Origin of the sequence: Paracoccus indicus, assembly GCF_003056335.1 — a bacterium.
GTDB classification, from domain to species: Bacteria; Pseudomonadota; Alphaproteobacteria; order Rhodobacterales; family Rhodobacteraceae; genus Paracoccus; species Paracoccus indicus.
Window position 1 is genome coordinate 242,194 of record NZ_PYWA01000004.1, and the last position, 23,048, is coordinate 265,241.

The window sequence follows — 23,048 nt, forward strand, 5'->3', positions numbered from 1 at the left end:
TCAGGGCGCCATCTGTGCGCGACGCGGCAGCAGCACCGTCAACAACCCCAGCACCGGCAGGACCGAGCAGATCTGGAAGACTGTCTGGATGCCGACGCGGTCCGCCAGCAGCCCAAGCGCCGCCGCCGCGATCCCGCCCATCCCGAAGGAAAACCCGAAGAACACCCCCGCGATGGTCCCTGTCCGCCCCGGCACCAGTTCCTGCGCGAAGACGACGATGGCCGGAAAGGCCGAGGCCAGGATCAGCCCGATCACCACCGCCAGCGCGCCCGTCGCCTGCAGCCCGACATGCGGCAGGGCCAGCGTGAAGGGCAGCACCCCCAGGATCGAGACCCAGATCACCGTCAGCGGCCCCACGCGGTCGCCGATGATGCCGCCCAGCATCACGCCCCCCGCCATGCCCAGCAGGAACAGGAACAGCATGACCTGCGCCCCCTGGGTGCCAAGACCGAACTTCTCGATGGTGAAGAAGGTGAAATAGCTGCTCATCGAGGCGGTATAGATGTTCTTGGTGAAGACCAGAATGGTCAGGACCGCGATCGCGCGCATGACGACGGGGCGCGGCAGGCGCAGGGCGGTGTCGGGACGCGCGGTGTTTGCCTTGCGGCGATCCTCGGCCCAGGCCCCGACGCGCCACAGCAGCGCGGCCCCAAGGGCTGCGGCCACCGCGAACCAGGCCACCGCCGGACGCCCGAGCGGGACCACGATGAAGGCCGCCAGCAACGGTCCAAGCGACTGCCCGAAGTTGCCGCCCAGTTGGAACAGCGATTGCGCCGTCCCGAAGCGGCCACCCGATGCCAGCCGCGCCACGCGCGAACTTTCGGGATGGAACACTGCCGACCCGACCCCGATCAGCATCGCGCCCATCAGCAGCATTTGGTAATGCGTCGCGAAGGCCAGCAGCAGCACCCCGCAGAAGGTCGCGCTCATCCCGAAGGGCAGCGACCTTGGCTGCGGGTGCCGATCCGTCGCCATGCCAATCACCGGCTGCAAAAGCGACGCAGTCAACTGGAACGCGAATGTCATCACCCCGATCTGGGCATAGCTGAGATCGAATTCGCTGCGCAGCAACGGGTAGATCGCCGACAGCATCGACTGCATGACATCGTTGATCATGTGGCACAGGCTGATGGCCAGAAGGATACCCCAGGTCGTCGGGGAACCGATTCGTCCGGCATCCGACACCGCCGTCCTAGCCTGAAGCATAGTCGCGACTCCAATAATTCCGCCGGGGAAGGTTATCTTCCCGTCAATGGAAATAAAAATGCCATTATTTGCACCATTGGCTCTGATATGTCCAAATGCGTTACAATGACCTGTCAATTTCGCTGTTATTGGGTTAACAACTATGCTCATATGCTTTTACTGACATATGTTATTTACCTGTTTTGGTGCTTGGGATGCTTACAGTGAACCACGGATCCTCCACTTCGCTCAGGGCGGAAGCTCTGGAAAATTCCGCCAAGCGACTGAATACATGGCAGGCGATCAGGGCCGACGTGCTGGCGCGGATCCGGTCGGGCGAATGGCCCCCCGGCGAACTGATTCCCACCGAGCAGGAGTTGGCGGTCGAGATGGGCTGCGCGCGCGCCACGGTCAACCGTGCGTTGCGCGAACTGGCCAGCAGCGGCATCATCGAACGTCGGCGCAAGGTGGGCACGCGGGTCGCCTCGACATCGTCGCGCCGCACAACCCTCAGCCTGCCGGTGATGCGGGACGAGATCGAGGCCCTGGGACAGCGCTATCACTATGCCCTGACCGAGATCGAGATGCGCAGGGGCACCGCAGGCGCGTTGAATGCGCTGCAGGCCGATCCCGAAGACGAACTGATGCTGGTCAAGACCCGCTACCTGGCCGATGGGACCGCCTATTGCTGCGAGACCGTCTGGCTGAACCCCAAGGCCATCGCACTGCCCGACCCCAAGCTGTTCGAGGCCGAACCCCCGCAGGAGTGGCTGTCGCGTCACCTGCCCGTCCAGCAGACCCGCTTCTCGATCCTGGCAGATGAGGCCACGGGCGCCTGCGCGCGCAGCCTTGAGCTGCCAAGCGGGACCCCCGTCCTCGCGATCGAGCGGGTGAACTCGCTTGACGCCGTTCCGGTCAGCTATGCGCGGCAGTTCTATCCGCCGCAGCATCGCCTGATCTTCGACGACTAACCGGGGCTGTCGGCCTTCAGCAGGTCGGCAAAATGGTCCATCAGCTTGTGCTTCAGCACCTTGCCCGTTGCCGCCGCTGGCAGCGGGCCGACCAGCAGGATCCGTGTCGGCCGCTTGTAGGCCGACAGCCGCGCCGCCGCATGGGCGGCCAGCGCCTCGGCGGTGGTGCCGCCCTCGGTCAGCAGCTGGCAGAAGGCCAGAACCTCCTCGTCCCCGCCGTCGCGCTTGCGCCCGATGACCGCCGTCTGCAGCACCGCAGGGTGGTCGTTCAGCGCGGCCTCGACCTCGGGCGGATAGACGTTGAAGCCGCCACGGATGATCAGCTCCTTGCAGCGGCCCACGATGTGGAGCCGGCCCTGCGGGTCAAGCCGCCCCAGATCGCCGGTATGCATGAAGCCCTGATCGTCCATGACCTGTGCCGTGGCCTGCGGATTGCGAAAATAGCCCAGCATCACATGGGGGCCGCGGGTCAGAACCTCGCCCGTGCCGGGTTCCTGGCTGATGGATTCGTCCAGGCGGATCTCGACGCCGGGCAGCGGTTGACCGGCCGAGGGGTCGGGATCGCCGATGGCATTGTCGGTGATCGTCACGCCCGCCGTGGTCTCGGTCATGCCGTAACCGTTCTGCAGGGCGATGCCATAGAAGGCCTCGGCCCGGCGCTTCCAGTCGGGGTCCAGGGGTGCCGCGCCGCTGCTGACATAGCGCAAGGGGCCTTCCAGCCGCGTCATGCCGCGATGGCGCGCCTCGGCCATGATGGCGGCGTGCATCTGCGGGACGGCGGGCAGTACGGTGACACCCGCCTGCAACGCGTCCAGCACGGCTGCCGCGGAAAACCGCGGCACCAGCCAGATCTGCGCCGCCTTGCCGATCCCCGCGCAAAGCATCGAGGTCAGCCCGAAGACATGTGTCATCGGCAGCACGCCATAGATCAGATCGGTCGGCACGATCCGCCGCAGCTTGGCGGATGACATGCCCCCGAAGACAAGGTTCCCGTGGCTCAGCATGACGCCCTTGGGCATGCCCGTCGTGCCCGTGGTATAAAGGATGACCGCCGTCATGTCGGCACCGGCCAGAACCGTTTCGGGGACGCAGTCGCGGGTCGGGCCGACATGCAGAGCGGCCCCGCCAAGCGTCACGGGCCGCGCATCGGCTGCCTGCGCGTGCTTCAGCGCCGGCTCGCTGACATCGGACAGATAGATGACCAGACGCGGATCGGTATGACCCGCGATCTTTTCCAGCTCGGGTCCCGTCATCCGGGCATTCACCGGAACCGAGACCGCATCCATGCGGCTTGCCGCCATCAGCAGCACCGGGATCGAGCCCGCGTTTTCCGACACGATCACCAGACGGTCGCCCGGACGGACACCAAGGGCGCGCAATTCGCCCATGGCCTCGTTGATGCGGTCGTCCAGCTGGGCATAGCTCAGCGTCTCATCCGTCCAGTCGCGCAGGGCGGGGCGGTCGGCGTGGTCGGCCAGACTTTGGTCCAGCAGGTGGTGGATACGTGTCGGTGTCGTCATGTCCCCTCGCGCAATCTGCGGAAATCGGGTGGGCGCTTGGCCAGGAAGGCGGTAATGCCTTCGCCGGCCTCGCGGGCGGCCAAGGCATGGGCCATGGCATCGCGTTCGGCGGCTAGCTGCGCCTCGAAGGCGGTGGCGTGCCAACCGGTCAGCAGGCGCTTGATGGCGGCCTGCGCATCCGCCGGACCCTTGGCCAGACGGTCGGCCAGGGTCATGGCGGCCATGATCGCCTCGCCGGGTTCGGTCAGCTGGTTCACGACGCCAAGCGCATGCAGGCGTTCGGCGGTGACGGGCTGGCCGGTCAGGCACATCTCGGCGGCGATCTGCGGCGGCAGGGCGGCACCAAGGGCGGCGGTCAGGCCACCGTCGGGCACAAGCCCCGCGTTCACATAGGCGGCGGTGAATTTCGCATCATGGGCGGCGATGACCATGTCGCAGGCCAGCGCCAGCGACAGGCCGGCACCGGCAGCGCCCCCCTCGACCACGGCGATCACGGGGCGCGGGCAATGGACGATGGCGCGGATCAGGTCGTTCAGCGCGTCGATGCGGGCGCGGCGCTGATCCTCGTCCATCTGCTGGGCGGTGATCAGGGTGTTCAGATCGCCCCCCGCGCAGAAGAAATCGCCCTCGCCCATCAGGATCACGGCCCCGATGCGCGGCTGGTCGGCGGCCATCTGCAGGGCCTCGTGCAGCCCGTCATAGAATTCATGGGTCAGCGCGTTGCGCCGCGCGGCGTTGCGGTTCTCGACGACAAGACGGTCGCCGAGGTCGCTGATTTCGCAATGGGGGTTCATCGGGCCTCCGGGGGTCTGGACTTGCGGAACACGCCGGTCGCGGTGGCAATCAGCGTGCCGTCCTGATGACGCAATTCGCCCTCGATGAACAAGGTGCTGCTGCCGCCCCCGGTGATGCGCCCGATGGCTTGGACCTGCCCCGGAAGCCCCGGCGCCAGATAGTTCACCGTCAGCGACAGCGTGGTGAAGGGGTGCCTGCCGGTGTCGTTCACCGACAGGCTGGCCGTCGCCCCCATGGCGTTGTCCAGAAGCGTCGCCGCGATCCCGCCATGCAGGATGTCCTGACGGTTCAGATGGCGGTCGTCCAGATCCAGGGTGCAGCGCGCGCGGCGGTCCGGCTGGCCGACGTCCAGCACATAGCCCAGCATGCGCTGCGTGCCGGTTTCGTCGCGGATCAGGCCCATGCCGGCTCGCCATGGGCAAAGCGTTCCAGATGGTAGTCGGCATCCCCCATCGCGGTATCGGCGGCCAGCAGGCGGCGGATCATGCCGGCAAGGGCATATTCCTCGGTCATGCCGATGCCGCCATGCAGCTGCACAGATTCCTCGGCCACCAGGCGCGCGACGCGGCCCACGGTCGCCTTGCAGGCCTGCACGTGGCGGTCGCGGATGGCCGGATCGGCGGTCAGGTGCCCCGAGAGGTTCGTGACGGCGGAACGGGCCTGCTCGACCTCGACCGCCATGTCGGCGACGCGGTGCGCCAAGGCCTGGAATTCCAGGATGGCGCGCCCGAACTGCTTGCGGGTTTTCAGGTAGTCCAGCGTCAGCTCGGTCGCCGCGATGATGCCGCCAAGCGCATAGGCCGAATGGCCCAGGACCCCGCGCGACAAGACGGCGCCGAAGTCTGACAAAGCGCCAAGGCGGGTGGCGGGGGTGGCCTCGAAGGTCAGATCGGCACCGCGCCCGCCCTCCATCAGCGGATAGGCGTTCAGCGTCAGACCCGAGGCCTTGGCATCGACCAGCCACAGCGCATCGGCGGTGGTGACGATGATGGCGCGGGCGTCTTCGGCACCGGCGACCATGGTCTTGCGGCCCGTCAGGCGGTCGCCCTCGGCTCGGATCGCCACGCCGCGATCGTATCGCGTGCCGGGTTCGGCGTCGGCAAAGGCCACGCGGGCGCTGCCCTCGGCCACTTCGGCGGCCAGATCGCCCTGCCCCGCCGCGGCCAGGGCGGATGCCCCGATCATCGCGGCGACCAGCGGCAGGCTGGCGCCCGCGCGGCCCAGTTCCTCGAAGGTCAGGGCGATGGCGGAACCGCTGCCGTCAAAGCCGCCCTCGTCTTCCGTCAGCAGGGCGCCGATGACGCCGGCCTCGGCCAGCGCGGGCCACAGGTCGTCTCCCTGATGGCGGGTCAGCAACCCGCGCAGGGTGTCTTGCAACATGCGGTGTTCGTCGGAAAGCGCAAAATCCATCGCCTTATCCTTTCGCCAGAGTGCCGGCGATGATGCCGCGCTGGATCTCGTTCGAGCCGCCATAGATCGACAGCTTGCGGTTGTTCAGATAGCCGGCCGTCGCCGACAGGACGTCGTCGGCATCAAGGGGTTGGCCCTGATTGCCCGTCTCCATCGGCAGGGCCTGCGCCCATCCGCCATAGGCGCGCCGAGTCAGCGCATCCAGCTGCTGGCGGATCTGGGTGCCCTTGATCTTGAGCATGCTGCTTTCGACGCCCGGTGCCTGCCCTTGGGCCGCGGCCGACAGCATCCGCAGGTTAGTCGTGGACATGGCCATCAGCTCGATTTCCGTCGTGGCGATCTGAGCTGCGAACAGCGGGTCCTGATCCAGCGGCTTGCCACGGTGGATCTGCGCCTTGGCCACGCGCTTCAGGTTGTCCAGCGCCGCCGTCGCGAAACCGACGCCCGCGATGTTGGTGCGTTCATGGGTCAGCAGATACTTGGCATAGGTCCAGCCTTCGTTTTCCGTGCCGACCAGGTTCTCGACCGGAACCTTGACGTCGTCGAAGAAGACCTCGTTCACCTCGGCGGTGCCGTCCAGCAGCACGATGGGACGGACGCTGACGCCCGGCGTCTCCATGTCGATCAGCAGGAAGCTGATGCCTTCCTGCTTCTTCCCCTCGGTCGAGGTGCGCACGAGGCAGAAGATCATGTTGGCGTGCTGGCCAAGCGTGGTCCAGGTCTTCTGCCCGTTCACGACGTAATGGTCACCCTGACGTTCCGCGCGGCAGCGCAGGCCCGCAAGGTCCGACCCCGCCCCCGGTTCGGAATAGCCCTGGCACCACCAGTCATCGCCGTTCAGGATGCGCGGCAGCCAGTAGTCCTGCTGTTCCTTGCTGCCGAATTTCTGCAGGACCGGCCCCAGCATGGCGATGCCGAAGGGCACGATGCGCGGGGCATGGGCCTTGGCCGATTCCTCTTCGTAGATGTGGCGCTGGATGGCGGTCCAGCCTGCGCCGCCGAATTCGCGCGGCCAGTTGCCGGCCAGCCAGCCCTTGGCGTTCAGCTTGGCGTGCCAGCCTTCCATCTCGGCCTTGGTCAGGGGTTTGTGCAGGCGGTTCTTTTCGGCCAGCGCCGGGTCCAGCTCGGCCTGCAGGAAATCGCGAACCTCGGCGGCAAAGGCCTGTTCATCGGGGGTGAAACGCATATCCATCAGAAGAACTCCACAAGTCCGGCGGCGCCTTGGCCTCCGCCCACACACATCGTGACGACGCCCCATTTGGCCCGGCGACGCCGGCCTTCGCGCAGGATGTGCCCTGCGGCCCGCGCACCCGTCATGCCGAAGGGATGCCCGATCGAGATCGCCCCGCCGTTGACGTTGTATTTGGCCGGATCGATGCCCAGTACGTCGCGGCAATAGAGGCATTGGCTGGCGAAAGCCTCGTTCAGCTCCCACAGGTCGATGTCGTCGACGGTCAGGCCCGCACGCTCCAGCAGGCGCGGCACGGCAAAGATCGGGCCGATCCCCATCTCATCGGGCTTGCAGCCTGCGACGGCAAAGCCACGGAAGGCACCAAGCGGGGTCAGCCCCTCGGCGGCCGCCAGATCGGCGTCCATGACCAGCAGCGCCGCCGCACCGTCCGACAGCTGGGACGCGTTGCCGGCGGTGATGAAATTGCCGGCCCCGCGCACGGGTTCAAGCTTGGCAAGATTCTCCAGCGTGGTGCCGGGGCGGTTGCCTTCGTCGGCAGTGATGGTGACTTCTTCCTCGCGGGTTTCGCCGGTGGCCTTGTCAGTGACCTTCTTGGTGACGGTCATCGGAATGATCTCGTCGTCGAAGATACCGGCGGCCTGGGCTGCAGCAGTGCGGGCCTGCGACTGGACGGCATATTCGTCCTGCGCCTGGCGGCTGATGTCGTAACGCGCGGCGACATTGTCGGCGGTCTCGATCATGGTGACATAGAGATCGGGGCGGTTCGCCTCGATCCATGCCTCGCGCGAATTGCGCACGGGGGGCTGGACCATGGAAATGCTTTCCACGCCGCCGACCAGAATGGCGCGCGCATCTTCCTGCGCGACCATATGCGCGCCCATCGCCAGCGCCTGCAGGCCGGATGCGCAGAAACGGTTGACCGTGGTGCCCGCGACGCTGTCGGGCAGGCCCGCGCGGATCACGGCCTGTCGGGCGATATTGCCGCCGGTTACGTATTCCGGATAGCCGCAGCCCCAGATGCTGTCCTCGATCAGGGCGGGGTCGATGCCCGCGCGGTCCACCACGGCGCGCGCAACGGCGCTGGCCATGACGGCCCCGTGGGTCATGTTGAAGGCTCCACGCCCTGCCTTGCCGATGGGCGTGCGGGCGGTCGAGACGATGACCGGCTGTTTCATGCGGATTTCCCTTCGTTCAGTTCGGCAAAGCTGCCGCCGCGCTGCGCCAGATCGCGCAGCAGGGGGGCCACCTGCCAGTAATGGTCGTCGGATTCGGCAAAGGCTTCGATATCGGCGACGATGCCGGCCAGACCCTGCTGGTCGGCCCAATGCAGCGGCCCGCCCCGCCAGCGCGGGAAGCCATAGCCGTTCAGCAGGACCACATCGACATCCAGCGGGCGCAGGGCGGTGCCGTCCTGCACCACGCGGGCGGATTCGTTCACCATCGCCGCCATGTAGCGTGCGACAATCTCGGCATCGGTGAAATCGCGCGGGGTGATGCCCAGGTCGGCGCGGACCTGCGCCAGCAGATCCTCCAGCACCGGGTCCTGCCGCCCGTTGGGGCTGTCCGCGTCATAGATGTAATAGCCCTGCCCCGATTTCCGCCCCAGATGGCCCTGTTCGTACAGGCGGTCGGCGAAGACCGGCACGCGGTCGCGCGGATGCAGATCGGCCGCCTTTCGCTGGCGGGTGAAATAGCCGATATCCAAGCCCGCCAGATCAGACACGGCATAAGGCCCCATCGCGAAGCCGAACTCGGTCAGCGCGCGGTCGATCTGATAGGGCGAGGCTCCGTCCAGCACCATCGCATCCGCCGCCGTCCGGTAATGCGACAGGATGCGGTTGCCGATGAAGCCGTCGCAGACGCCCGCGCGCACGGCGATCTTCTTCAGCTTGCGGGCCAGTGCAAAGCCCGTGGCGGTGACCTCGGGGGCGGTCTTGTCGGCGACCACGACCTCCAACAGGCGCATCACATGGGCGGGCGAGAAGAAATGCAACCCGATCACGTCCTGCGGGCGGCTGGTCACGGCGGCGATGCGGTTCACGTCCAGATAGGAGGTGTTCGTCGCCAGGATCGCCCCCGGCTTGGCGATGGCGTCGAGGCGGGTGAAGACCTCTTCCTTGACCTCCATCTTCTCGAAGACGGCCTCGATGATCAGATCGGCCTGCGAGAGGGCGGCGTAATCGCCTGCAGCGCGGAAGCTGCCCGACAGGATGGCGTCGCGCTTGTCGGCCTTCAGCTTGCCACGCTTGACGCTGCCCTCCAGCATCTTGGCGACACCCGCGGCGGCCTTTTCAGCGGCCGCGTCATCGCGTTCGATCAGCGTGACGTCCAAGCCTGCCAGCAGCGCCGACACGACGATGCCCGCGCCCATCGTGCCCCCGCCGATCACGCCGATGCGGTCGAAGGCGCGGGGCGTGACGCCCTTGATCTCGGGCAGTTGGGCCACGGCGCGTTCGCTGAAGAAGGCGTGAATCATCGCGGCCCGCTGCGGGGTCTGCATCAGTTCCAGAAACTTGGCGCGTTCCTGCGCGATGCCTTCGGCCAAGGGCAGGTCCAGACCCTCGATCACCGCATCGATGGCGCGGGCCTGCGCCACCTGTCCGGGGACCTTGCGGGCCAGCTTGGCCTTCATCTCGGCGACCAGCGCCGGGTCACCCGCCGGGGTCGGCAGGTCGCCGGTCCGGCGCGGGGCGCTGCCTGCCAGCTCGCGCGCGAAACCCATGGCCTCGGCGGTCAGATCGCCCCCGGCCAGGCGGTCGATCAAGCCCATCTCCAGCGCCTCGGGGGCGGGGATCTGGCGGGCCGAGGTCATCATCTCGAGCGCGGGGGCAAGGCCGGTCAGGCGCGGCACGCGCTGCGTGCCACCGGCACCCGGCAGCAGGCCAAGCGTCACTTCGGGCAGGCCCATGCGGGCGGTCGGGGCCGCGATACGGGCGTGCGCCCCAAGCGCCAGCTCCAGCCCGCCCCCAAGCGCCGTGCCGTGGATCGCCGCGACGACCGGCTTTTCCAGCGCCTCGAGGTGGTTGATCAGGTCGGGCAGATAGGGTTCGACCGGCGGCTTGCCGAATTCGGAGATATCGGCCCCCGCCACCCAAGTGCGTCCATCGCACAGCAGCACCGCGGACAGTGCCCGATCGTCGCCGGCAAAGGCGTCGATGGCCGTGGCCAGACCTTCACGGACGGCATGGGACATGGCGTTCACGGGCGGGTTGGCGATGGTGATGACGCCGACCGCGCCATCGCGGTGATAGGTCACGGGCATGAGGCCTCCTTCAATCATTGGGTGATCCGGACCAAGCGGGATGCCCTTCCTGTCCGATCAAAAGTTGCAGTCGGGTCACGGCGTCGCGCAGCAGCGGGCCTACCTCGGCATGGATGCGGGCGTCGGGCAGGACATCGTCCAGTGCGCCGCAGGAAAAGGTGACCGGTCCCGCCAGGCGCGACGACCGGAAGGGCACCGCCACAGCCGAGATGTTGCGCGAATAGCGAAGGTTGTTGCGCACGACGGCATAGCCCTGGGCGATCAGCTGGCCGCGCGCCTCCATCCGCAGGTCGGCCAGGCTGCCGCCATCCAGGGGCGGTTCGGGGTGATCGGCATGCAACCCCGCGAATTCCTCGCGCGTGCTGGCCCCCAGCCAGCCCAGCCCCGAGGAGGACCCGCCGATGGGCAGCCGGTGCCCGACCTCGATCCAGATGGACGCCGCGCGACGCGGCCGCCATGTCCGCATCAGCGCGATCTTGTCGCGGTCGCGCACGGCGAACAGGACCAGCGTGCCGGTTTCGTCGGCCAGCGCCTGCATCATGTCATGCGCGGGGTCCAAGAAGGACAGCGATGCCGCCGCGACATGGCCCATGGCCAGCAGCGTCGGGCCGGGGCGGTACCGGTCGGCCCGCTGCGGCTGCGTCAGGTATCCAAGGCAACCCAGCGTGAAGGTCAGCCGCGACACCGTCGATTTCGGCAGCCCCGTGCGCTCCGCGATCTGCGCGTTGGTCAGACCGTCATCCCCCGCCCGGAAGGCGCGCAGCACCGACAGCCCCCGCGCCAGCGTCGTGGCGAAGTTGCGGTCATCGGCGTAGTCGGGGCGGGGATGTTCGCTCATGTCGTCACATCGAGGCCGGGATGATGATCGAGATGATCGGGAAGGCCAGCAGGATGATCAGCACCAGGAAATCGATAAGCAGGAAGCGGCTGACGCCCGCGAAGATCTTGTCGATGCCCACGTTCTTGGTGACGTTGCTGACGACGAAGACATTCAGGCCCACAGGCGGCGTGATCAGCCCGATCTCCAGCAGCTTGACGACGATCACGCCGAACCAGATCAGGTCCATGCCATAGCCCTCGACCAGCGGGATCATGAAGGGCAGCGTCAGGACCATGATGCCGATGGGATCAAGGAACATCCCCAGCACCAGATAGATGACCACGATCACGAAGAGCAGCATGACATAGGAGAGCTGCGCATCCTCGACCATGCCGACGATGGCACCGGCCACGCCGGTCAGCGCCACGAAGCTGACGAAGATCTTGGCGGCCCCCGCGATCAGGAAGATGGCCGAGGTCTGCACCAGGCTTTCGCGGATCGCGCGCCACAGCACCTCGAACGTCAGGCGGCGTTGGGCGAAACCGATGGCGGTGGTCAGCACCACGCAGACGGCCGCAGCCTCGGTCGCGGTGAAGATGCCGCCATAGATGCCGCCGACGATGACGACGAACAGCAGCAGCGCGGGCCAGGCGGCGATCGCGGCCTCGGTCTTGCTGGCGCCATCGGACGATCCGCGCGGCGCGGCGGACGGATCGCGTGACACCCACCATGCGATGACCAGCATCATGCCCGCCAGCGACAGAAGGCCGGGCAGGATGCCCGCCAGGAACAGCTGCGCGATCGAGGTCTCGGTGAAGATGCCATAGAGGATGAACAGCACCGATGGCGGGATCAGCGACCCCAAAGTGCCGCCCACTGCGACCGATGACGTGGCCAGCCGCGGGTCGTATCCCATGCGCAGCATCTCGGGCACGCAGATGCGGCCCATGGTCGATGCGCAGGCGATGGACGACCCAGAGATCGCCGAGAACCCGCCGCAGCCAAGAACCGAGGCCATCGCCACGCCCCCCGGCACCGTCCGCAGCCAGACCGCCGCCGCGTCATAGATGCGCGTCGTGATCCCGGCATAGAAGGCGATGTTGCCCAGTGCCACGAACAGCGGCACCATCGACAGGTCGTAGGAATGGACCAGATCGAAGAAGTTCGACAGCACGACCGAACTGGTCGGGTTCAGCGCCCGTTCCGGCGACCAGCCGCCGGTGCGGGTGGCATAGACCAGAAAGGTACCAAGGCTGGCGACGCCGGCCAGCACGAAGGCAATGGGCACCCGCATCGCCAGCAGGATCAGGACCAGCGCCAGCGCGGTCATGCCGATCGTCATGGCATCCATCAGTTCACCTCTTGTCCGTCAGCATCGACGATGCGTCCCGTGGTCATCACCTGCCGCAGATCGCCCACCAGCAGGATGACCAGCCGGACCCACATCAGCAGCAGGCCCGCAAAGAACAGCGCCAGCCCCGGCCAGCGCGGCAGGTTCAGGTCGCCATAGTAGAATTCGCCCGAGGCCCAGGTCTGGCCCAGCATCCGCTGCGCCGCGTAAAGCAGCGGCAGCAGCGACAGCACGCCCACGACATGCCCCAGCACGATCAGCCGCGCTTGCACGGGTTGAGGCATCCGGTCGCTCAGGAAGGTGACGGCGACATGGCTGCGCGCCGCAGTCGCCGCCGCCATGGGCAGGATGACGGCCGCGACCATCAGTTCCCGCACCATGATGATGGCATCGGGCAGACCCGTCCCGAAGGCCGCGCGCATCACCACGTTGATGAAGATCACGCCGCCCAGCAGGGCAAGGGCCAGCACCGCAAGGTCTAGCAGGGTCCGCTCGATCAGTTTCATGGGATCACCCGCGTTCCCAGGGATAGCCCTGCTCGTCCTTCTCGGACGTGTATTTGGCGATCAGGTCGCGGTATTCCTGCAGTAGCGCCTGCCCGTCCAGGCCAGCGGCATCAGCGCGTCCGGCCCATTCGTCCAGGTACTTCTGGCCGGCCTCGGTCAGCTTTTCACGATCCTCGTCGGAAAAGCGGACGATCTCCTTGCCTTCGTCTTCCAGCATCTTGATGGATTCGTCGTTCGCCTGCCCGATGATGCGACCGAACTCATCGGCCAGCCCTTCGCCGGCGGTCATGATGACGTCCTGTTCCTCGGGGGTCAGGGCATCGAACATCGACTTGTTCATCATGATGCCCAAGGCACCGATCTGACCCCAGTCGATGAAGGTATAGCTGTCGAAGACCTCGTCGAACTTCAGCGCCTTGACCAGATAGGAATAGGTCTGGGTGCAATCGATCAGCCCGCTTTCCAGGCCCTGGTAGGCCTCGTAGACGGACATGTCGACAAGGTTCGCCCCCATGTCGCGGAAGGTCTGGCCATAGGCGCCCACGCCGCGGACCTTCTTGCCCGCGATGTCGTCGACGGTCTTCACCGCCGGACCCTTGCAGCCCATCTGCACCGCCGAGGTGGTATAGGTGCCGACATAGACCAGGTTCTGCGCGGCCAGGTTCGCCTTGATCGATTCGTTGTTGCGCATCAGATCGTCGGTGGCCTTCATGCCCACCCACGGATCGGGGTTGTTCATCGGCAGGTCGGCGATGCCATATGCGACCATGTCCTGCGGGAAATAGACGCCGATGACGCTGCCCAGATCGGCCACGCCGTCACGCAGGGACTGAACGGCCGCCTTTTCGGAAAACAGCGCGCCCCCCCAGTTAATGTCCAACCGCAGGTCGCCGCCGGATTTTTCGGCCACCTGGTCGGCGAACCATTGCGTGGCCTCGGACCTGGCGCCCCGGTTCGGGCCCGGTTCACCATAGATCAGAACCGTTTCGGCAAATGACGGTGCGACAAGCGCCATGGACAGTCCAGCTGCCATCAGCGCCGTCTTGCAAGACTGCGTGGTCATCGTGAAACCTCCTCCCTGTTTCGATATGCAGGCTGCCATTCCGCCATGCGGAACGCAATCCCGAATTGACCGAAACGTGAGCGGCAATGTATCTGGCGGTCTTTCGCCCAATGGCTGATGTTGCATCCTGCATGACCCGGAGCTTCCCGATGACCCCGCACCGCGCCACCCTGTTCGCGACGGCCCTGCTGTCCGTTTTCGCCGCGACCCACCCTGCCCTGGCGCAAGACGACGCCCCCTTCACCGCCGCTCAGATCGAGGCCGCGCAATACGGCGGCGGCGACCTGCCGCGCGGTCGCACGGCGCTGACGGCCAAGGTGCAGATCCTGCTGGACCGTTCGGGGACCTCTCCGGGCGTCATAGACGGCTTCAAGGGCGGCATGAGCCAAAGCGCGATCAAGGCGTTCGAGCGTCAGACCGGCCTGCCGATGGACGGCGTCATGGACCCTCATGTCTGGAACCTTCTGCAGGCCTTTTCGACCCGGCCCGTGACCCAAAGCTATGTCATCACCCAAGCCGATGCCGAGGGGCTGGTCGATGCGATCCCCACCGATTACGCCGAAAAGGCCAAGATGGCCGCGATGGCGCATACCAGCATCGCCGAACGTCTTAGCGAACGCTTTCACATGGACGAGAAATTCATCCAGTTTCTGAACCCCGGCGTTCCCCTGCAACCCGGATCGACCATTCAGGTCATGGCTCCGAACGGTGCGATTCGTGGGCAGGTGTCGCGGATCATCATCGACAAGGCCAACCGCCGCGTCGCCGGTTACGACGCCAAGGGACGCATGGTCGTCGACTATCCGGCCACCATCGGATCGACCGCGACGCCCTCGCCCGCCGGGACGCATAACGTCAAGACCGTGGCGCTGAACCCGAACTATACCTACAACCCCGACGTCAATTTCCGGCAGGCAGGCAACGACAAGCCGCTGATCGTGCCGCCGGGGCCGAACGGTCCCGTGGGCACCGTCTGGATCGGGCTGACCAAGCCGACCTATGGCATCCACGGCACTCCGACGCCCTCGCAGCTGTTCAGCAACCAGTCCAGCGGCTGCGTGCGCCTGACCAATTGGGACGCCGAGGAGCTGGCGGGCATGGTGCGCATCGGTGGCACCTCGGTCGAGTTTCTGGAACCGGGCGTGACCATCTCGGATGTCACGGGCGCTTCGGGGGCCACGACGCCGCCGGTGGCCGATATCGCCATGCCCGAGGGCACCGCCGAGCCGGATATGCCGCAGCCGCAGGAACCGCTGGCCCTGCCGAATGCGACCGCCACCCCGGCCCAGCCCGCCGAAACCCCGCAGCCCGCAGCGCCTGCGACCAATGACGATCCCCTAACCGATGCCCTGGACGAGGCCCTGCCGCAGGGCTTCGTCGTCCCGCCGCTCTCCGAGCCGCAGCCGTGAAGGCCCGCCCGGTCCTGACGCCCCTGGCGACCCTTGCGGTCATGCTCTGGGCGGCGGGACCGCTGGCGGCGCAGCAGGATCGCCCGCCTCTGCGCCCCGTCCCACCAACGACCCCAGCAGAAATGCAAGGACCGCCTGCCCCATCGGCGCAGGTCGCCTCGGTCGAGGTCGCCCCCGAGGAGGACGAACAGGAATTCGCCGCATGCCTGCTGGCCCTGTCGATGCTGGGCGCGCGCTATACCGAACTGCCGCCAATCATGGATGACGACGATCCCGATTGCGGCATCGCCCGCCCGTTGCAGATCGATCGGATCATCTCGGACGTGACCCTGTCAGGCCAGCCGGTGATGCGCTGCGACACGGCCCGCGCCTTGGGGCTGTGGGCACGCGATTTCCTGCGACCAGCCGCGGCCCTGCTGGACAATGCGCCAAGGCTGAGCGAGTTGCAGACCGGCCCCGGTTACACATGCCGCGCGCGGGTCGGCACGGGGGCTGCAGTTCCCAAGCAATCCGAACACGCCTATGGCAGCGCCATCGATATCGCAGGGTTCGCCTTCGACGATGGTTCGGTGATCGCGGTCGAACCACGCGCAGACAGTGGCAGCCAAGAGGAAAGCTTTCAGCGCGCGGCGCGCGGGACGGCCTGCCTGCTGTTCACGACGGTGCTGGGACCGGGCGCGAATGCCGCCCATGACAACCACCTGCACCTCGATCTTGCGGATCGCAACGGCGGTTGGCGGCTTTGCGAATAGATCAGCGGCTCTGGCGTTCCATGTCCAGATATGACGGGTCGAAGCGTGCCAAGGTGGACAGCCCCTGCCAATCGAGAATGGTGATATCCGCCCCCGACCAGCGGATCAGGCCACGGTCGCGCAGGTCGCGCACGGCGCGGTTCACATGGATGGGGGAATACCCCAAAATATCCGCCAACTCCCGCTGCAGCAGGCTGAGGGCGAACTTGTAGTCGCTGGCCGCGCCGACGGCATTCAGACGGGTATAGATCTCGCACAGGAGGTGGGCCAGATGGGCGCTGGACCGCAACGAGGCCGCCGCGACCAGCCATTGTCGGTGGACGGCTGCATCGATCAGCGTCGCCATCCACAAGAGCCGCGTCAGATGGGGAAAATTCTCGGTGATCTCGGTCAATTCGGAGTGGTCGATAAACTCGACCTCGACATGGCCGGTGGCGATGACCGAATGTTCCAGCCCCGCCAGAACGAAGCCATGCAGGTCGACGAAATCGCCCGGAACGTGCAGGGCGGTGATGACGCGCTCCTTGGGGCGTCCGACCAGGGTATGCGACCGTGCGGACAGGCCCTTCAGCATCATGCAACTGCGCTTGGCGGATCGATCCGTCGGCACGATGACATCGCCCGGACCAAAGCTGACGTGCTGGGTGCGGACGGCGCGAAGGCGGTCCAGATCGCGCGGTGCAAGCGTGTCACGACGTTGAAGGAAACGGATAAAATATTCGGTTATGGCCATTTTACCCCCCTCCTTTCAAAAGCTTGCGGACACTGGCAAATCGCGATTCTGCGCGCAATACCCGCCGCCCAAGGTTTAACAATCATTAAGCACCAAGAACTCGCATGGGGTCGATTTGGTTTCAGCGTCGCGCGCCGACGTGACGCAGGGCCACCTCCAGCGCGGTGAAGCTTTCCGCGACCGAAGCGGTTTTCCGGGTCATGAAATCGTCCAGTTTCGGAAAGAGGTGCATGGCCTCATCCAGCTTGGGGTCCGACCCCGGTGCATAGAGGCCCGCGCGAATCATCAGCTCGGATTCGGCGTAGGCACCAAGGGCCGCGCGGGCGCGCTGGATCTGCGCGTTTTCCGGCGTGCTGGCAGCATCCGGCAAGGATCGCGACACCGACCTTACCACATCGACGGCGGGAAAGCGGCCCCGTTCCGCGATGGCGCGGTCCAGAACCACATGGCCGTCCAGCGTGCCGCGCAGGATGTCGGCCACCGGCTCCTCCATGTCGGACCCCGCGACCAGGACACTGAAGATGCCGGTAATGTCGCCCGTTCCTTCCGGACCGGGGCCGGATCGTTCCGCCAACCCCATGATCAGGTTCGACACCGAGGGCGGAAAGCCGCGGAAGCTGGCCGGTTCGCCCGCGGCCAAGGCAATCTCGCGGTGTGCCTCGGCAAAGCGGGTGATGCTGTCGGCCAGGAACAGGACGTGCTTGCCCTGATCGCGGAAATGCTCGGCCACGCTCATGGCGGCCCATGCGCAGCGGCGGCGGATCAGGGGCGACTGGTCGGATGTGGCGGCGACGATGACGGCGCGCTTCATCCCCTCGGGGCCCATGGTGCGTTCGACGAATTCGCGCAGTTCGCGGCCACGTTCGCCGATCATGGCGATGACGACCACATCGGCCTGCACCCCCTTGGCCAGCATCGACAGCAGCGTGGATTTGCCCACGCCAGACCCCGCGAAAAGCCCGACCCGCTGCCCCGCCACCAAGGGCAGCAGCGTGTCGAAGACCGCCAGCCCCGTGTCCAGCCGCGCCCCAAGCCGCTTGCGCGTGACGGCGGGCGGCGCGTCGCTGCGAAACCCGCGTTCCTGCAATCCCTGCGGCAGGGGGCGACCATCCAAGGGCCGCCCAAGCGGGTCGATGATGCGCCCCACCCAGGCATCGCAGGGGGCGATGCGCGGCGCGTGCATCAGCCGAACCTGCGCGCCGACCGACAGCCCCTCGGTCCCGCCTTCGGGCAGAACCTCGGCGTGGTCGGGGGCAAGGCCCACGATCTCTCCGCCCAGGTCACCGGTGGCCAGCGCGATCTGCACCCGGTCGCCCACCGAGGCGGTGCCGTTCAGCCCCTCGACCCGGATCACGCCGGCGCGGATCGACTGCACCCGCCCATGGTGCGTGACGATCCGCAGTCGCGCCAGCCGACCCGCAATCGATTCCAACCTGTCCATCACGTCACCCCAAGGTTTTCGGTTCCACGAAAGGGTTTCTAAAGGAATCGGGGTTAAGACCGGGTTTATCGTGATTGAGGAGAAGCCTCATGTTTGAGAAGATCGAAATGATGCGGATGGTCCATGCGATGGGCCAGCACGTCTCTCAGCGCCAGCTTGTGGTGGCGCGCAACATCGCCAATGCGGATACGCCCGGATACCGGGCCGCCGACATGCAGGATTTCGACGAAAGCTATCGTCAGGCGTCCCTCGGGGGCGACCTGCGGGCGACCAGCCCGCGCCATCTGCCCAGTCCCGAATGGGCGCTGGACACCGCCCGCCTTATCGACACCGGCCAGCAGGCATCCCCCAACGGCAACACCGTGTCGCTGGAGGAGGAGATGGTCCGCGCCGCCGAGGTCAAGCGCGACAGCGACCTGTCGCTTGGCATCTACCGATCGGCGCTGGACCTGATGCGCACCAGCCTTGGCCGCAGGTAAAGGATTGAAACCATGACCGAACAGATCACCGCGCTGCGCATGGCAGCATCGGGCATGCGCGCCCAAAGCGAACGCATGCGCCACACCGCCGAGAACATGGCGAACATCGACACCCCCGGCTATCGCCGCAAACTGGTCAGCTTCGAACAGGCCACCGACTTCGGCCGCCCCACGGGTGAAGTTCAGGCAGGCCGCGTTCAGCTGGACCAGGCCCCTCTGCCCAAGATCCACGACCCCAGCCACCCGATGGCTGACGAACAGGGCTATTTCCAAGGCTCGAACGTCGATGTCGTGATCGAGATGGCAGACAGCCGCGAAGCTGGCCGCAGCTATGAGGCAAACCTTCGCATCTTCGAACAAAGCCGCCAGATGGGCAGCGCTTTGCTTGACATCCTCCGTCGCTAGAAAGGCACCAGCAGATGATTTCCGGATTGAACGCCGCCAACGCATATTCCGCCGCCCGCAGCGCCGTGGCCCCCGACGGGCAGGCATCGGGCACCGCCAAGCTGGGCCAGATGGCGCAGGATTTCGCAGCCCACATGGACCAGGTCGACCAGGTCGCCACGGGCGCGATGACAGGCCAGGTCAACACCCATCAGCTGGTCCAGACCATCGCCGAGGCGCAGATGGCCATGGAGACGGTCGTCGCCATCCGCGACAAGGTCGTCGAGGCCTATCAGGAAATCCTGCGGATGCCCGTCTGATGCCGGAAACCATCCTCTTCGACATGCTGCGGCAGGCGCTGCTGATCGCGGTGCGGATCTCGGCCCCGCTTCTGGGGGTGGCGCTGATCGCGGGCGTGGTGATCGGCCTCTTCCAGGCGCTGACCTCGGTGCAGGAGATGACGCTGACCTTCGTGCCCAAGGTGGGGCTGATGCTGGTCGTCTTCTGGGTGTCCATGAGCTTCATGACCACGGCGCTGTCGGATTTCTACCTGGGGCAGATCATCCCCCTGATCGCGGGAAGCTGACGCCATGGACAATGCCATCTATGCCAGCCTGACCCGCCAATCCGGCCTGATGCGCGAAATGCGCGTCGTGGCCAACAACATCGCCAACGCCAATACCACCGGCTTCCGCCGTGAAGGGGTGATCTTTGCTGAACACCTCTCGGCGCTGGACCGACAGGGCGGCACGCTGTCCATGGCCGATGCCCGCGGGCGGATGCTGGACCTGAACCAGGGCGTGCTGACGCAGACGAACAACAACCTGGACCTGGCCATCGAGGGCGACGGCTTCTTCATGGTCGAAACCCCAGAAGGCATCCGCCTGACCCGCGCCGGCGCCTTCACGCCGGGCCCCGAGGGCGAACTGATGAACGCCGACGGCAACCATCTGCTGGATGAAGGCCAAGCGCCGATCATCCTGCCCGCGGGGGCCGGTTCGGTGTCCATCGGGGCGGATGGCACGCTGTCGTCGAACGGTCTGCCCTTTGGCCGCATTGGCGTCTTCAACCCGCCCGAAGGCGAAACGCCCGCCCATCAGGGGGGCACGCTGTTCAGCACCACGGGCGCCCCCGAACCCGCCGAAAACCCCCGCATCCGACAGGGTTTCCTCGAGGAATCCAACGTCGATCCGATCATGGAGATCACCCGCATGATCGAGGTCCAGCGCGCCTACGAGCTGGGCCAGTCCTTCCTTGACCGCGAAGATCAGCGCATCCGCAGCGCGATCACCTCGATGACCCGATAAGGAACCAGCCATGAGAGCCCTGCAGATCGCCGCCACCGGCATGAGCGCCCAGCAAACCCGCGTCGAGGTGGTGTCGAACAACCTCGCGAACATGTCCACGACCGGCTACAACGCCCGGCGCGCCGAATTCGCCGACCTGCATTACCAGCAGGCCGCCCGCCCCGGCAGCGTCACCGCCGCCGACGGCACCGTCATTCCGGCAGGCGTCCAGCTGGGCTTGGGCGTGCGCCCCACCGCCGTCAGCGTCAACCTGCAACAGGGCGCGCTGACCCCCACCGGGGGCGATCTGGACATCGCCATCGAGGGCGACGGCTATCTGGAGGTCACGCTGCCCTCGGGCCTGTCCGGCTATACCCGCGATGGCGGGCTGAAGCGGTCGCCCGACGGGCTGATCGTGACCTCGGATGGCTATCCGGTGGTCCCCGACATCACCATTCCCGACGACGCGCGCTCGATCTTGATCAGCGCGGGGGGCGAGGTGAACGCCTATTTCAACGACCGGGTGGAGCCGGAACTGCTGGGCCAGCTGACCTTGGCGGGGTTCTCGAACGAGAAGGGCCTCGAGGCGATCGGATCGAACCTTTTCATCGAAACTGCCGCATCGGGCGGCGCACAGGTCGTGAACCCGGGCCAGGACGGGCTTGGCACCCTGCGGCAGGGCTATCTGGAGGAAAGCTCGGTCGATGCGGTGCGCGAAATCACCGAGCTGATCAAGGCGCAGCGCGGATACGAGCTGAACGCCAAGGTCATCACCGCCGCCGACCAGATGCTTGGCGCAACTACGCAGGTGCGGTGATGCGGGCGCTGGTTCTGGCACTGGCCCTGCTGCCAGCGGGCGCATGGGCAGGCGGTCTTGGCGCCGCCCGCACCCTGCCCGCTGGCAGCGTGATTTCTGCGGGCGATTTGCGCGTCATCGACACCGACCGCCCCGGCCTGACCGACCCGTCCGCCGCCATAGGCATGCAAACGCGCATCACCATCTATGAAGGCCGCCCCCTGCACGCCAACATGCTGCGCCCGCCTCGCGTTGTCAGCCGCAATCAAGTTGTCCGCCTGTCCTTCCTGCGTGGCGGCCTGCGCATCGACACCGAGGGACGCACGATGGACGACGGTGCCGCAGGCGACATGATCCGCGTGATGAACATCGGATCGCGCAGCACGATCACCGCGCAGGTGATGCCCGACGGCACGCTGGCCGTCATCAACTGACAAGGAAACCTTCATGAAACCCGCCCTGCTCCTGTGCCTTGCCCTGTCGGTTGCCGCCTGTTCGCGCGCCGCAAACGTCGGCCAGCCGCCCGAATTGACCTCGCCCCGCGAGACCGAGGAGTTTCTGGCCATGACCAATCCGCCCCTAGACCTGCCCCCGGATTCGGGCCGCCCCGAAGCCGCGGCCTCGCTCTGGGCGGGCACGCAATCCTCGCTGATCAGCGACCGGCGCGCGGCGGTGCGGGGCGACATCCTGACCGTCGTGATCGAGATCGACGACCGGGCCGAGATCAGCAACAGCTCGGGGCGCAACCGGGCGGCGGGGGACAGCGTCTCGATCCCGCAGATGGTGGGTATTCCGCAACGCCTGTCCGACAAGCTGCCCGAAGGGGCCAGCTTCGAGGATCTGGCCGACGCCTCCTCCTCCTCCAGCTACAAGGGCAGCGGGAACATTTCGCGGCGCGACAAGCTGACGCTGCGGGTCGCGGCCACCGTCGTGGACACATTACCGAACGGCACCATGCAGATCGAGGGCACCCAGGAGGTCCGTGTCAACTTCGAACTGCGCGAGCTGACCGTCAGCGGCTTCGTGCGTCCGGGCGACGTCGATCGCAGCAACGAGATCGCCTATGACCGCATCGCGGGCGCGCGCATCTCCTATGGCGGGCGCGGCCAGATCACCGACGTTCAGCAGCCGCGCTATGGTCAGCAGATCGCCGACATCCTGCTGCCCTACTAAGGACCCCCCAGATGATCCGCAAACTGATCCCCATCGCCCTTCCCGTTCTGGCGCTGGTCGGCGGCGACATGCTGCGCGCACCTGCCGATCCGGCCACGACCCATGCCGAGGATGCCCATGAACCCCCCGCCAAGGATGATCACGCCAAATCATCATCGGCGCATGGAGGCCATGACGGTCACAGCAGCGCCGAGGCCGATGGCTGGTTCACCTTCCCGACGCAATTCTTCGTGCCGCTGGTCCGGCAGGGGGACATGGGCGATCTGATGATCATCACGCTGACCCTGCAGACCGATGCCGCCAGCGTCGAGCCCTTGGGCAGAAAGGAACATGCCCTGCGCGACGCGCTGCTGCGCCAGTTGCTGATCCACGCCAATACCGGCGGCTTCGACGGCAACTTCACCGCCGACCGCAATCTGGTCGCCCTGCGGGGGGAGTTGCAGAAGGCCGCGGCCTCGGTCACGGACCTGCCGATCAAGGCCGTGCTGATCGAGGATATCGCCCGCCAGCAAGGCTAGGG

At 66.4% G+C, this 23,048-nt stretch carries 26 protein-coding genes; 12 read left to right on the forward strand and 14 right to left on the reverse strand.

Annotated features, from left to right (window positions below; translation table 11 throughout):
- Complete coding sequence (locus tag DDE75_RS08605; protein WP_108501956.1) at window positions 1-1,206, reverse strand: MFS transporter; 1,206 nt, start codon at window positions 1,204-1,206, stop codon at window positions 1-3.
- A gap of 203 nt (window positions 1,207-1,409) precedes the next feature.
- On the opposite strand from DDE75_RS08605, the gene DDE75_RS08610 reads away from it, so the two are divergent.
- The gene (locus DDE75_RS08610) at window positions 1,410-2,156 is read left to right on the forward strand and encodes a GntR family transcriptional regulator (protein ID WP_211659316.1); all 747 of its coding nucleotides are present in this window, start codon (window positions 1,410-1,412) and stop codon (window positions 2,154-2,156) included.
- Here the strand turns inward: DDE75_RS08610 and DDE75_RS08615 are convergent.
- The 11 genes from DDE75_RS08615 to DDE75_RS08665 are packed head-to-tail and all read right to left on the reverse strand — an operon-like array spanning window position 2,153 to window position 14,075.
- Complete coding sequence (locus tag DDE75_RS08615; protein ID WP_108501958.1) at window positions 2,153-3,676, reverse strand: class I adenylate-forming enzyme family protein; 1,524 nt, start codon at window positions 3,674-3,676, stop codon at window positions 2,153-2,155. The genes DDE75_RS08610 and DDE75_RS08615 overlap by 4 nt on opposite strands.
- Window positions 3,673-4,470, reverse strand: a complete 798-nt coding sequence (locus DDE75_RS08620) for an oxepin-CoA hydrolase, alternative type (protein WP_108501959.1) — start codon at window positions 4,468-4,470, stop codon at window positions 3,673-3,675. The genes DDE75_RS08615 and DDE75_RS08620 overlap by 4 nt, the downstream gene beginning before the upstream one ends.
- On the reverse strand, window positions 4,467-4,874 hold the full coding sequence (locus tag DDE75_RS08625; protein ID WP_108501960.1) for a PaaI family thioesterase: 408 nt from the start codon (window positions 4,872-4,874) through the stop codon (window positions 4,467-4,469). The genes DDE75_RS08620 and DDE75_RS08625 overlap by 4 nt, the downstream gene beginning before the upstream one ends.
- Window positions 4,865-5,881 carry an acyl-CoA dehydrogenase family protein gene (locus tag DDE75_RS08630; RefSeq protein WP_108501961.1) on the reverse strand — a complete coding sequence of 339 codons (1,017 nt, stop codon included), beginning with the start codon at window positions 5,879-5,881 and terminating at the stop codon, window positions 4,865-4,867. The genes DDE75_RS08625 and DDE75_RS08630 overlap by 10 nt, the downstream gene beginning before the upstream one ends.
- 4 nt (window positions 5,882-5,885) lie before the next feature.
- The gene (locus DDE75_RS08635) at window positions 5,886-7,073 is read right to left on the reverse strand and encodes an acyl-CoA dehydrogenase family protein (RefSeq protein ID WP_108501962.1); all 1,188 of its coding nucleotides are present in this window, start codon (window positions 7,071-7,073) and stop codon (window positions 5,886-5,888) included.
- Entirely contained in the window at window positions 7,073-8,248 is a 1,176-nt protein-coding gene (locus tag DDE75_RS08640; RefSeq protein WP_108501963.1) for an acetyl-CoA C-acyltransferase, read from the reverse strand. The genes DDE75_RS08635 and DDE75_RS08640 overlap by 1 nt, the downstream gene beginning before the upstream one ends.
- Complete coding sequence (locus DDE75_RS08645; RefSeq protein WP_108501964.1) at window positions 8,245-10,335, reverse strand: 3-hydroxyacyl-CoA dehydrogenase NAD-binding domain-containing protein; 2,091 nt, start codon at window positions 10,333-10,335, stop codon at window positions 8,245-8,247. Before DDE75_RS08645 ends, DDE75_RS08640 begins: the two co-directional genes overlap by 4 nt.
- A 10-nt stretch (window positions 10,336-10,345) precedes the next feature.
- Complete coding sequence (locus DDE75_RS08650; RefSeq protein WP_108501965.1) at window positions 10,346-11,173, reverse strand: IclR family transcriptional regulator; 828 nt, start codon at window positions 11,171-11,173, stop codon at window positions 10,346-10,348.
- Between the two features lie 4 nt (window positions 11,174-11,177).
- Complete coding sequence (locus DDE75_RS08655) at window positions 11,178-12,506, reverse strand: TRAP transporter large permease (protein ID WP_108501966.1); 1,329 nt, start codon at window positions 12,504-12,506, stop codon at window positions 11,178-11,180.
- Entirely contained in the window at window positions 12,506-13,012 is a 507-nt protein-coding gene (locus DDE75_RS08660; RefSeq protein ID WP_108501967.1) for a TRAP transporter small permease, read from the reverse strand. The genes DDE75_RS08655 and DDE75_RS08660 overlap by 1 nt, the downstream gene beginning before the upstream one ends.
- A gap of 4 nt (window positions 13,013-13,016) precedes the next feature.
- Window positions 13,017-14,075, reverse strand: a complete 1,059-nt coding sequence (locus tag DDE75_RS08665) for a C4-dicarboxylate TRAP transporter substrate-binding protein (protein WP_108501968.1) — start codon at window positions 14,073-14,075, stop codon at window positions 13,017-13,019.
- A gap of 149 nt (window positions 14,076-14,224) precedes the next feature.
- Between DDE75_RS08665 and DDE75_RS08670 the strand changes: the two genes are divergently transcribed.
- Together DDE75_RS08670 and DDE75_RS08675 are read left to right on the forward strand one after the other, a co-directional pair.
- Entirely contained in the window at window positions 14,225-15,484 is a 1,260-nt protein-coding gene (locus tag DDE75_RS08670; protein ID WP_108501969.1) for a L,D-transpeptidase family protein, read from the forward strand.
- Entirely contained in the window at window positions 15,481-16,236 is a 756-nt protein-coding gene (locus DDE75_RS08675) for an extensin-like domain-containing protein (protein WP_108501970.1), read from the forward strand. Before DDE75_RS08670 ends, DDE75_RS08675 begins: the two co-directional genes overlap by 4 nt.
- A 1-nt stretch (window position 16,237) precedes the next feature.
- Here the strand turns inward: DDE75_RS08675 and DDE75_RS08680 are convergent, their stop codons facing one another.
- Together DDE75_RS08680 and DDE75_RS08685 are read right to left on the reverse strand one after the other, a co-directional pair.
- Window positions 16,238-16,969: a Crp/Fnr family transcriptional regulator gene (locus DDE75_RS08680; RefSeq protein ID WP_108501971.1), complete on the reverse strand. Its 732-nt coding sequence runs from the start codon at window positions 16,967-16,969 to the stop codon at window positions 16,238-16,240.
- A 121-nt stretch (window positions 16,970-17,090) separates the two neighbouring features.
- Complete coding sequence (locus DDE75_RS08685; protein ID WP_418304179.1) at window positions 17,091-18,413, reverse strand: FliI/YscN family ATPase; 1,323 nt, start codon at window positions 18,411-18,413, stop codon at window positions 17,091-17,093.
- A gap of 86 nt (window positions 18,414-18,499) precedes the next feature.
- Between DDE75_RS08685 and DDE75_RS08690 the strand changes: the two genes are divergently transcribed.
- Genes DDE75_RS08690 through DDE75_RS08730 form a run of 9 tightly spaced genes read left to right on the forward strand, consistent with a single transcriptional unit; the run spans window position 18,500 to window position 23,046 of the window.
- Window positions 18,500-18,889: a FlgB family protein gene (locus DDE75_RS08690; protein WP_108501973.1), complete on the forward strand. Its 390-nt coding sequence runs from the start codon at window positions 18,500-18,502 to the stop codon at window positions 18,887-18,889.
- A gap of 12 nt (window positions 18,890-18,901) precedes the next feature.
- The gene (flgC, locus tag DDE75_RS08695; RefSeq protein ID WP_108501974.1) at window positions 18,902-19,294 is read left to right on the forward strand and encodes a flagellar basal body rod protein FlgC; all 393 of its coding nucleotides are present in this window, start codon (window positions 18,902-18,904) and stop codon (window positions 19,292-19,294) included.
- Window positions 19,295-19,308: 14 nt separating this feature from the next.
- Window positions 19,309-19,593, forward strand: coding sequence for a flagellar hook-basal body complex protein FliE (gene fliE / locus DDE75_RS08700; RefSeq protein ID WP_072295733.1), 285 nt, complete (start codon window positions 19,309-19,311; stop codon window positions 19,591-19,593).
- Window positions 19,593-19,859 carry a flagellar biosynthetic protein FliQ gene (locus DDE75_RS08705; protein ID WP_108501975.1) on the forward strand — a complete coding sequence of 89 codons (267 nt, stop codon included), beginning with the start codon at window positions 19,593-19,595 and terminating at the stop codon, window positions 19,857-19,859. Before fliE ends, DDE75_RS08705 begins: the two co-directional genes overlap by 1 nt.
- A gap of 4 nt (window positions 19,860-19,863) precedes the next feature.
- Complete coding sequence (locus DDE75_RS08710) at window positions 19,864-20,580, forward strand: flagellar hook-basal body complex protein (RefSeq protein ID WP_108501976.1); 717 nt, start codon at window positions 19,864-19,866, stop codon at window positions 20,578-20,580.
- Between the two features lie 10 nt (window positions 20,581-20,590).
- Window positions 20,591-21,376 carry a flagellar basal-body rod protein FlgG gene (flgG, locus tag DDE75_RS08715; protein WP_108501977.1) on the forward strand — a complete coding sequence of 262 codons (786 nt, stop codon included), beginning with the start codon at window positions 20,591-20,593 and terminating at the stop codon, window positions 21,374-21,376.
- Window positions 21,376-21,789, forward strand: a complete 414-nt coding sequence (flgA, locus tag DDE75_RS08720) for a flagellar basal body P-ring formation chaperone FlgA (RefSeq protein ID WP_108501978.1) — start codon at window positions 21,376-21,378, stop codon at window positions 21,787-21,789. The genes flgG and flgA overlap by 1 nt, the downstream gene beginning before the upstream one ends.
- A 13-nt stretch (window positions 21,790-21,802) precedes the next feature.
- A complete protein-coding gene (flgH, locus tag DDE75_RS08725; RefSeq protein WP_108501979.1) occupies window positions 21,803-22,528 on the forward strand; it encodes a flagellar basal body L-ring protein FlgH in 726 nt (241 codons plus the stop codon).
- 11 nt (window positions 22,529-22,539) lie between these two features.
- Window positions 22,540-23,046, forward strand: coding sequence for a hypothetical protein (locus tag DDE75_RS08730; RefSeq protein WP_108501980.1), 507 nt, complete (start codon window positions 22,540-22,542; stop codon window positions 23,044-23,046).
- Window positions 23,047-23,048 lie beyond the last annotated feature (2 nt).

Bases quoted from the DNA above. Each gene is read 5' to 3' on its own strand.
- DDE75_RS08605 (WP_108501956.1), bottom strand. From the start codon at position 1,206: ATGCTTCAGGCTAGGACGGCGGTGTCGGATGCCGGACGAATCGGTTCC.
- DDE75_RS08615 (WP_108501958.1), bottom strand. From the start codon at position 3,676: ATGACGACACCGACACGTATCCACCACCTGCTGGACCAAAGTCTGGCC.
- DDE75_RS08620 (WP_108501959.1), bottom strand. From the start codon at position 4,470: ATGAACCCCCATTGCGAAATCAGCGACCTCGGCGACCGTCTTGTCGTC.
- DDE75_RS08625 (WP_108501960.1), bottom strand. From the start codon at position 4,874: ATGGGCCTGATCCGCGACGAAACCGGCACGCAGCGCATGCTGGGCTAT.
- DDE75_RS08630 (WP_108501961.1), bottom strand. From the start codon at position 5,881: ATGGATTTTGCGCTTTCCGACGAACACCGCATGTTGCAAGACACCCTG.
- DDE75_RS08635 (WP_108501962.1), bottom strand. From the start codon at position 7,073: ATGGATATGCGTTTCACCCCCGATGAACAGGCCTTTGCCGCCGAGGTT.
- DDE75_RS08640 (WP_108501963.1), bottom strand. From the start codon at position 8,248: ATGAAACAGCCGGTCATCGTCTCGACCGCCCGCACGCCCATCGGCAAG.
- DDE75_RS08645 (WP_108501964.1), bottom strand. From the start codon at position 10,335: ATGCCCGTGACCTATCACCGCGATGGCGCGGTCGGCGTCATCACCATC.
- DDE75_RS08650 (WP_108501965.1), bottom strand. From the start codon at position 11,173: ATGAGCGAACATCCCCGCCCCGACTACGCCGATGACCGCAACTTCGCC.
- DDE75_RS08655 (WP_108501966.1), bottom strand. From the start codon at position 12,506: ATGGATGCCATGACGATCGGCATGACCGCGCTGGCGCTGGTCCTGATC.
- DDE75_RS08660 (WP_108501967.1), bottom strand. From the start codon at position 13,012: ATGAAACTGATCGAGCGGACCCTGCTAGACCTTGCGGTGCTGGCCCTT.
- DDE75_RS08665 (WP_108501968.1), bottom strand. From the start codon at position 14,075: ATGACCACGCAGTCTTGCAAGACGGCGCTGATGGCAGCTGGACTGTCC.
- DDE75_RS08670 (WP_108501969.1), top strand. From the start codon at position 14,225: ATGACCCCGCACCGCGCCACCCTGTTCGCGACGGCCCTGCTGTCCGTT.
- DDE75_RS08680 (WP_108501971.1), bottom strand. From the start codon at position 16,969: ATGGCCATAACCGAATATTTTATCCGTTTCCTTCAACGTCGTGACACG.
- DDE75_RS08690 (WP_108501973.1), top strand. From the start codon at position 18,500: ATGTTTGAGAAGATCGAAATGATGCGGATGGTCCATGCGATGGGCCAG.
- flgC (WP_108501974.1), top strand. From the start codon at position 18,902: ATGACCGAACAGATCACCGCGCTGCGCATGGCAGCATCGGGCATGCGC.
- fliE (WP_072295733.1), top strand. From the start codon at position 19,309: ATGATTTCCGGATTGAACGCCGCCAACGCATATTCCGCCGCCCGCAGC.
- DDE75_RS08705 (WP_108501975.1), top strand. From the start codon at position 19,593: ATGCCGGAAACCATCCTCTTCGACATGCTGCGGCAGGCGCTGCTGATC.
- DDE75_RS08710 (WP_108501976.1), top strand. From the start codon at position 19,864: ATGGACAATGCCATCTATGCCAGCCTGACCCGCCAATCCGGCCTGATG.
- flgG (WP_108501977.1), top strand. From the start codon at position 20,591: ATGAGAGCCCTGCAGATCGCCGCCACCGGCATGAGCGCCCAGCAAACC.
- flgA (WP_108501978.1), top strand. From the start codon at position 21,376: ATGCGGGCGCTGGTTCTGGCACTGGCCCTGCTGCCAGCGGGCGCATGG.
- flgH (WP_108501979.1), top strand. From the start codon at position 21,803: ATGAAACCCGCCCTGCTCCTGTGCCTTGCCCTGTCGGTTGCCGCCTGT.
- DDE75_RS08730 (WP_108501980.1), top strand. From the start codon at position 22,540: ATGATCCGCAAACTGATCCCCATCGCCCTTCCCGTTCTGGCGCTGGTC.